We start from the raw sequence: 650 nt of genomic DNA, 5'->3' as shown, positions 1-650 counted from the left end.
TAACGGCGCTGATTGACCAGTTTTACGCAGATGTACAGGATATGGGTGGTGCAAGGTGGGATACCTCCAGCTTACTTGAAAGGTTACGTAAATGATGGACATAAAAAAAGCCGCTTAGCGCGGCTTTTTTTATGTCTGACAACTCGCTACTTCTTTTTAGCTTTTGCCTTTTTAGCTTTAGGCAATGTCTCAACCCACTTTCCATCCTGGTAATGAGCCGACCAGCCAGTAGCTTTAACCTTCTCTTCGACTTTTTCTTCAGACATCACATACTGCTCTTTCGTCTTGCGGCTAAAACGGACAATCGACGGATTGCCCTTATTATCTTTCACCGGCGCTGAGAAAAGAAATTCATACTTAGTATCAATTTCATCTTTATGAGGCAGCAGTTCACTCACTAAGGGAGCACGAGTTTCACGATTCTTCGGGAACTTACTTGCCGCGAGGAATAATCCCGCAGCCCCATCTCGTAAGATGTAAGTATCTTCAACCTTCTCACAAGTTAATTCAGGCATCGGCACTGGGTCCATCTTCGGTGGCGCGGCTTCACCATTTCGCAATAACTTACGAGTATTTTTACACTCTTCATTGGTACAACCAAAGTACTTACCAAAGCGGCCGGTGCGAAGCTGCATTTCTGATGAACACTT

At 44.8% G+C, this 650-nt stretch carries 1 protein-coding gene and 1 pseudogene; one reads left to right on the top strand and one right to left on the bottom strand.

Features of this window, described 5'->3' with window-relative positions; genetic code table 11:
- A pseudogene (locus A3761_RS28425) lies at positions 1–95 on the top strand (oxidoreductase); the annotation flags it as partial.
- A 51-nt stretch (positions 96–146) separates the two neighbouring features.
- Here A3761_RS28425 and A3761_RS04075 read toward each other — a convergent pair.
- Positions 147–650, bottom strand: a 504-nt coding sequence (locus A3761_RS04075; protein ID WP_197472807.1) for a topoisomerase DNA-binding C4 zinc finger domain-containing protein, incomplete at its 5' end; no start/stop codon positions are given.

The sequence above is a fragment of the Oleiphilus sp. HI0123 genome (genome assembly GCF_001635315.1).
Note: the sequence above shows the minus strand (reverse complement) of the source record. Positions and strands in the feature narration are given on the sequence as shown.